This window comes from Methyloceanibacter marginalis (assembly GCF_001723295.1).
GTDB classification, from domain to species: domain Bacteria; phylum Pseudomonadota; class Alphaproteobacteria; order Rhizobiales; family Methyloligellaceae; genus Methyloceanibacter; species Methyloceanibacter marginalis.
In genome coordinates this window covers 1-6,134 of sequence record NZ_LPWD01000437.1, presented here as the reverse complement: position 1 = coordinate 6,134, position 6,134 = coordinate 1, and the positions used below count along the sequence as shown (strand labels likewise).

Annotated in this window: 8 protein-coding genes; 4 read left to right on the top strand and 4 right to left on the bottom strand. The window is 65.8% G+C overall.

Features of this window, described 5'->3' with window-relative positions; translation table 11 throughout:
* The 4 genes from queE to AUC71_RS15230 form a co-directional block, all read left to right on the top strand.
* Positions 1–838: 7-carboxy-7-deazaguanine synthase (gene queE / locus AUC71_RS15245; RefSeq protein ID WP_244500997.1), on the top strand; the 838-nt coding region annotated here is incomplete at its 5' end.
* Between the two features lie 9 nt (positions 839–847).
* On the top strand, positions 848–1,228 hold the full coding sequence (locus AUC71_RS15240) for a 6-pyruvoyl trahydropterin synthase family protein (RefSeq protein ID WP_069624927.1): 381 nt from the start codon (positions 848–850) through the stop codon (positions 1,226–1,228).
* A gap of 3 nt (positions 1,229–1,231) precedes the next feature.
* Positions 1,232–1,693 (top strand): preQ(1) synthase, encoded by a 462-nt coding sequence (queF, locus tag AUC71_RS15235; protein ID WP_069624926.1) that lies wholly within the window; start codon positions 1,232–1,234, stop codon positions 1,691–1,693.
* Positions 1,694–2,674, top strand: a complete 981-nt coding sequence (locus AUC71_RS15230) for a DUF1835 domain-containing protein (protein WP_069624925.1) — start codon at positions 1,694–1,696, stop codon at positions 2,672–2,674. It begins immediately after the preceding gene.
* A 21-nt stretch (positions 2,675–2,695) separates the two neighbouring features.
* Here the strand turns inward: AUC71_RS15230 and kdsA are convergent, their stop codons facing one another.
* The 4 genes from kdsA to AUC71_RS15210 form a co-directional block, all read right to left on the bottom strand.
* The gene (gene kdsA / locus AUC71_RS15225) at positions 2,696–3,556 is read right to left on the bottom strand and encodes a 3-deoxy-8-phosphooctulonate synthase (protein ID WP_069624924.1); all 861 of its coding nucleotides are present in this window, start codon (positions 3,554–3,556) and stop codon (positions 2,696–2,698) included.
* A 27-nt stretch (positions 3,557–3,583) separates the two neighbouring features.
* Positions 3,584–5,212 carry a CTP synthase gene (locus tag AUC71_RS15220; RefSeq protein WP_069624923.1) on the bottom strand — a complete coding sequence of 543 codons (1,629 nt, stop codon included), beginning with the start codon at positions 5,210–5,212 and terminating at the stop codon, positions 3,584–3,586.
* 88 nt (positions 5,213–5,300) lie between these two features.
* Positions 5,301–5,666 (bottom strand): preprotein translocase subunit SecG, encoded by a 366-nt coding sequence (gene secG, locus AUC71_RS15215; protein ID WP_069624922.1) that lies wholly within the window; start codon positions 5,664–5,666, stop codon positions 5,301–5,303.
* Positions 5,663–5,899 (bottom strand): hypothetical protein, encoded by a 237-nt coding sequence (locus AUC71_RS15210; RefSeq protein WP_069624921.1) that lies wholly within the window; start codon positions 5,897–5,899, stop codon positions 5,663–5,665. Before AUC71_RS15210 ends, secG begins: the two co-directional genes overlap by 4 nt.
* Positions 5,900–6,134 lie beyond the last annotated feature (235 nt).

Genomic DNA, 6,134 nt, shown 5'->3' with positions numbered 1-6,134 from the left:
ACCCGGCGGAGACCTGTTAAGGACTTTGCGCCACGCGGCGCGCCATCCCCTTCGGGGGTCTGTTTGGGAGTGGGGGATCAAACCTCGCGGGCTCGAGCCCGGCGAGCAAATTTGGCATGTCTTGCGTGAACGCGCCGAAAGGACCAACTTGCCGGCCATGTACGCGGTCAAAGAGATCTACTACACGCTGCAGGGCGAAGGCGCGCAGGCTGGGCGTCCGGCGGTGTTCTGCCGTTTCGCTGGCTGCAATCTGTGGTCGGGCCGAGAACAGGACCGGACTGAGGCCGTCTGCAATTTCTGCGACACGGATTTCGTCGGCACCGACGCGCCGGCGGTGGCAAATACGCCGACGCCGATAGTGTGGCGCGAGCCTGCCGCGAGGCCTGGCGCGGCAATTCCGGTACGCCCCCCTTTCGTGGTGCTGACCGGCGGCGAGCCCATGCTGCAGGTGGACGAGGCGCTGGTCGATGCGCTCCACATAACGGGCTTCGAAGTAGCCATCGAGACCAACGGCACTTTGCCGGTTCTGCCTTCCATCGACTGGGTTTGCGTGAGCCCGAAGGCCGGCGCGCCCCTCAAGCAGCGTTCAGGCGACGAGCTGAAGCTCGTCTATCCGCAAGACCGGCTCTGGCCGGAAGAGGTTCAGGGTCTCGACTTCACGCATTTCCTGCTTCAGCCCATGGATGACGGCGCGGACAGCCCCGCCAATGTGCGCGCCGCCATTGATTATTGTCTGGCCCATCCCAAATGGCGGCTGAGCTTGCAGACCCACAAATTGCTGGGCCTGCCTTACTGGTGCGGCGTGCGACCTCTGGCCGGGGCACGCAAAATCCCCTAAACAGCCCCTATGCGGATCTACAAGGAATTCTTCTTCGAGGCGGCGCATTTCCTGCCGTCGGCGCCGCCCGGCCACCCCAATGCGCGGGTGCACGGACACTCGTTCCGCGTCCGCGTTACCGTGGACGGGGAGCCGGACGAGGACACGGGCATCGTCGTGCATTTCGACGATCTGGAGACGGCGGTGGCGGACGCCCGCGACGCGCTCGACCATCGCATGCTCAACGACGTGGAGGGTCTTGCCTATCCGACGCTGGAGCGCATCGCCATGTGGCTGTGGGACCGGCTGCACAACCGGTTGCCGGGCCTGGCCGAGATCGTCGTGGCGCGTGATTCGTGCCATGAGGGCTGCGTCTATCAAGGGCCGCCCATGCGGCTTGCGGCGGAGTAGGCCATGACGCGGAAGATCACCGGCCTTCGGCAATTGGGCCATGAGGTGCCCGTCCCGGCCTCGCCGGTCGATGCGCAGCTCGAGCGCGTGCCCAACCCCCATGCGGACACCGCCTATGTGGCACGCTTCACCGCGCCGGAGTTCACCTGTCTTTGTCCCGTTACCGGGCAGCCGGACTTCGCGCATTTCGTGGTCGATTACGCGCCGCGGGAATGGCTGCTCGAATCGAAGTCGTTCAAGCTGTTTCTGTCGAGCTTCCGCAATGCCGCCGCCTTCCACGAAGATGCCACGCTGACGATCGGCAAGCGCATCGTGCAAATCATCGAGCCGTCTTGGCTTCGTATTGGCGGCTACTGGTTTCCGCGCGGCGGCATACCCATCGACGTGTTCTGGCAGCACGGCACCCCGCCCGAGGGCGTGTGGATTCCGGATCAGGGCGTGGCGCCCTATCGCGGCCGCGGATAAGTGACCGATCTCGTCATCACCAACGGCGACGCGGCCGGCGAATTGCTGCGCCGCGCGCTGCACGGGACCGAGGTCCTGCCGTGGCGTGATGTGCTGCATGAGGGGCCGGTGCTGCTCACCGATACGCTGGAAGATCTCACCGTGAGCCGCATCGAGTATCTGGCCGGCGCGGGCGGCGGCGAGATCGGCGCCATCGAGTTCGAATTGACAGCGCGCGACCGCGGTCTCGCCATGAGCGGGGAGTTCGACCGCGTGGTGCTGTGGTTCGAGCACGACCTCTACGATCAGCTGCAATTGCTTCAGGTGCTCGATTGGTTCGCGGACCATCCGCGCCATGGCAGCCTGCTCTTGGTTCAAACGGACGACTATATCGGCCGGCAGGAGCTCGAGGCGATCCCGGCGCTTGCGGCCACCGCCGCTCCGGTGACCAAGGCCCAGATCGATCTCGCCAAGCGGGCCTGGACGGCGTTGCGGCAGCCGACGCCTGAGGCCTGGGTGCGCCTTCTCGATGACGACACCTCGGCCCTACCGTTCTTGCGGCCGGCCGTCATCCGCATGTTGGAAGAGCTTCCGGGGCCCGACGGTTTGACGCGCACGGAACGGCAGATGCTGGCGACCATCGAGGGTTCGGAATCCATCACGGCGCTCGGCCTGTTCATGGCCGTGCAGAAGATGGAAGACGCCGAGTTCATGGGCGACTGGAGCTTCTGGCGGCTCTTGGATCAGCTGTCGCTCGCGGACGAGCCTTTGGTCGCGGGACTCGAAGGCGCGCCGTTTCAGCACACCGATCCGGAACTTGCGAAGGCCTATCTGACCAGCCGGCTCAGCCTCACCTCGCTCGGCAAGGCGGTGCTCGCCGGCGGTGCCGATTGGACGGAGCATCACACGGTCGACCGCTGGTGGGGCGGCACGCATCTCAGCGAAGACACGTTGTGGCGTTGGGATGGTGAAGCGCAGGCGCTTATCCCCCCGCCGCGCTGACATGCGATCATACGCGCCGGTTCAGTGAGGATTTGCGGCGCGCTTGGTCAGATGATCGATGTCCATCAGCTCTTTGAGCAATGGCTCCAGTTCCTTCAGGGGAATCATGTTGGGGCCGTCGGAGGGGGCCTTGTCGGGGTCCTGGTGGGTCTCGATGAAGAGGCCCGCGACTCCCACGGCCACCGCGGCCCGCGACAGCACCGGCACGAAGCGCCGTTCGCCGCCGCTCGTGGCCCCTGCCCCCCCGGGCTGCTGGACGGAATGGGTGGCATCGAAGATCACCGGCGCGCCCGTTTCGGCCAGGATGGGCAGCGCGCGCATGTCGGAGACGAGCGTGTTGTAGCCGAAAGAGACGCCGCGCTCGGTGACGAGCACATTGGGATTGCCGGCGCCGACGACCTTGGCCACCACGTGGCGCATGTCCCAGGGCGCGAGGAACTGGCCCTTCTTGACGTTGACCGCCTTACCGGTCGCGGCCGCGGCCAGGAGGAGATCGGTCTGGCGGCAGAGAAAGGCGGGGATCTGAAGCACGTCCACGGCTTGGGCGGCGAGCGCGCATTGCTCGGGTTCGTGCACGTCGGTGACCACGGGAAGCCCCGTGACCTCCCTCACCTCCGCGAAGATCGGCAGCGCGTCTTTCAGCCCCAGTCCCCGGGCGCTCGCCGCACTCGTGCGGTTCGCCTTGTCGAAGGAGGATTTGTAGACCAGACCGAGCCCAAGCCGGTCGGTCATTTCCTTCAGGGCCGAGGCCGTTTCGAGGGCGTGCGCGCGGCTCTCCAGCGCACACGGGCCAGCCATCAAGGCAAAGGGCAAGTCGTTGCCGAACCGGGCGTTTCCGACCGTGACCGTGGCCGCCGGGGCCGGCTTCATGGCTTCGTTCATCGCCGGACCATAGTGCCGCTTTGCGCCTTAGACCAGACGGCTCTGCTCGACGGCGGCGCCGATGAACGACTTGAACAGCGGGTGCGGCGCGAAAGGCCGCGACTTGAGTTCGGGGTGGAATTGGACGCCGATGAACCAGGGATGCTCGGGGATCTCGACGATCTCCGGCAAGAGCCCGTCCGGCGAGAGGCCCGAGAAGCGCAAGCCCGCTGCTTCGAGCTTGTTGCGGTAGCGCATGTTCACCTCGTAGCGGTGGCGATGGCGCTCGGAGATTTCCGTTGCCCCGTAGATCTCGGCGACCTGGCTGCCTTTGGCGAGCACGGCGTCGTAAGCGCCAAGCCGCATGGTGCCCCCGAGATTGCCGTTCTGCTCCCGCCGCTCGAGCTCATCGCCCTTCATCCACTCGGTCATGAGGCCGATCACCGGCTCCGCGGTCGGGCCGAACTCCGTGGAGCTTGCCCCTTCGATGCCGGCAAGATCGCGCGCGACCTCGAGCACCGCCATCTGCATGCCGAAACAGATGCCAAAATATGGGAGTTTGCGATTGCGGGCATAGCGCGCCGCATGGATTTTGCCTTCCGCGCCGCGCTCGCCGAAGCCGCCCGGCACGAGGATGCCGTTCACGTCTTCCAGGTAGGCCGCGGCGTCTTGGCTTTCGAACACCTGCGCCTCGATCCATTCGAGGTTGACCTTCACCTTGTTGGCGATGCCGCCATGGACCAGCGCTTCGTTGAGCGACTTGTAGGCGTCCTTCAGGCCTGTGTACTTGCCGACGATCGCCACGGTGACTTCGCCGTCTGGCTCGGCGATGGTCTCGGAGATCTCCTTCCACATGCGCAGGTCCGGCTCCGGCGCATTGGTGATGCCGAAGGCCGCGAGCAGCTCCCGGTCGAGACCTTCCTCGTGATAGGCCACCGGCACGTCGTAGATGCTGGAGACGTCGAGCGCCTGGATCACGGCCTCGGGCCGCACATTGCAGAACAGCGCGATCTTGCGCCGCTCGTCCGGCGGCAGCGGCCGGTCGGTGCGGCACAGCAGAACGTCGGGTTGGATGCCGATGGAGCGCAGTTCCTTGACCGAGTGCTGGGTCGGCTTGGTCTTGAGTTCGCCCGCGCTCGGGATGAACGGCACCAGCGTCAAATGGATGAAGGCGCTCTCGCCGCGGGGCAATTCGTTGCCAAGCTGGCGGATCGCCTCGAAGAAGGGCAGGCCTTCGATATCGCCGACCGTGCCGCCAATCTCGCAGAGCACGAAATCCACGCCCTCATTGCCCGTGGTGACGAATTCCTTGATGGCGTCCGTGACCGTGGGGAATGACTTGGACGGTGGAGCGAGATAGTCGCCGCGCCGCTCCTTGGCGATGATCTCCTGGTAGATGCGCCCCGTGGTGACGTTGTCCGCTTGGCGCGCCGGGCGTCCGGTGAAGCGCTCGTAGTGGCCGAGGTCGAGGTCGGTCTCCGCACCGTCGTCGGTGACGAACACCTCGCCGTGCTGATAGGGGCTCATGGTTCCCGGATCGACATTCAAGTAGGGATCGAGCTTGCAGAGGCGCACGCGGAATCCGCGCGCCTGCAAAAGCGCTCCGAGCGCTGCCGATGCGAGTCCCTTGCCAAGTGAGGAAACCACGCCGCCGGTGATGAAGACGTACCGCGCCATGGGCCTCGACCCTACACCGAGTCCGCGCCAAGGCGTAGCCCCAAAGATGCAGGGGGAGACGTCTTGGCGCAGGATTTCCTGTGAAGAACTACTGGGACTGGGGCGCTTGCGGTGCCGCCGGCGATTCTGGGGCCGACGGGGCCGCCGTGCCGGGGATCTGGAGCGGGGTCAAACCGCCCTCGCCGCCGCTGGACGGCAGGATGGACGGGGCGCCGCCGCGCTGATGAGTCGCCAATATCGACAGGGTGAGACTCGTGAGGAAGAAGCAGGCCGCCAGGATGGCCGTGGTTTTGGTCAGCGCGTTGCCGGCGCTGCGGCCGGTCATGAAGCCGCCTCCGGCGCCACCGCCGCCGCCGCCAATGCCGAGTGCCCCGCCCTCGGAGCGCTGGAGCAGGATGACGCCGACCATCGCTATGGCGATCATGACGTGAATCAGAAGAATTACGGTACTCATTGCGTCGCCTTGTTCTTAGGAGGCGCTGTCTTATCCGAATCCGCCACCGCTTGGCTAGGCCCTGGTTCGGCCTCGCTGCTCTCGGCCACGGCGGTCACCTCCTCGGCGTCGCCGATTCCTTCTATCCCCAGTGCTTCGGCGCCGGCCGTCTCGGATACGGTCGCCGACGGTTTCCGCAAAGGCAGGAAGGACATGGCGGCGGCGCCTGCAAGCACCTTTTGTCCTTCGGCCATGATGATGGGGGACCGCGGGCTTGGGATCCGGGAGGGGCGGCGGCAAGGGCTTCGGGATTCGAACGCCGTCGGTGCGGCAGCGGAAGGCGACCTTCTCCTCGACCCGCAAATATGCGCGGACCTTCTCGATTTCCTCTTCGTTGTGGAGGTGGTCTTTGACCCAGTCCGGGCCACCGCTCAGCGCAGCCTTCACACTCGCGGTCAGCAGCGTCTGTTTCTCCGTCTCCAGCGCCTT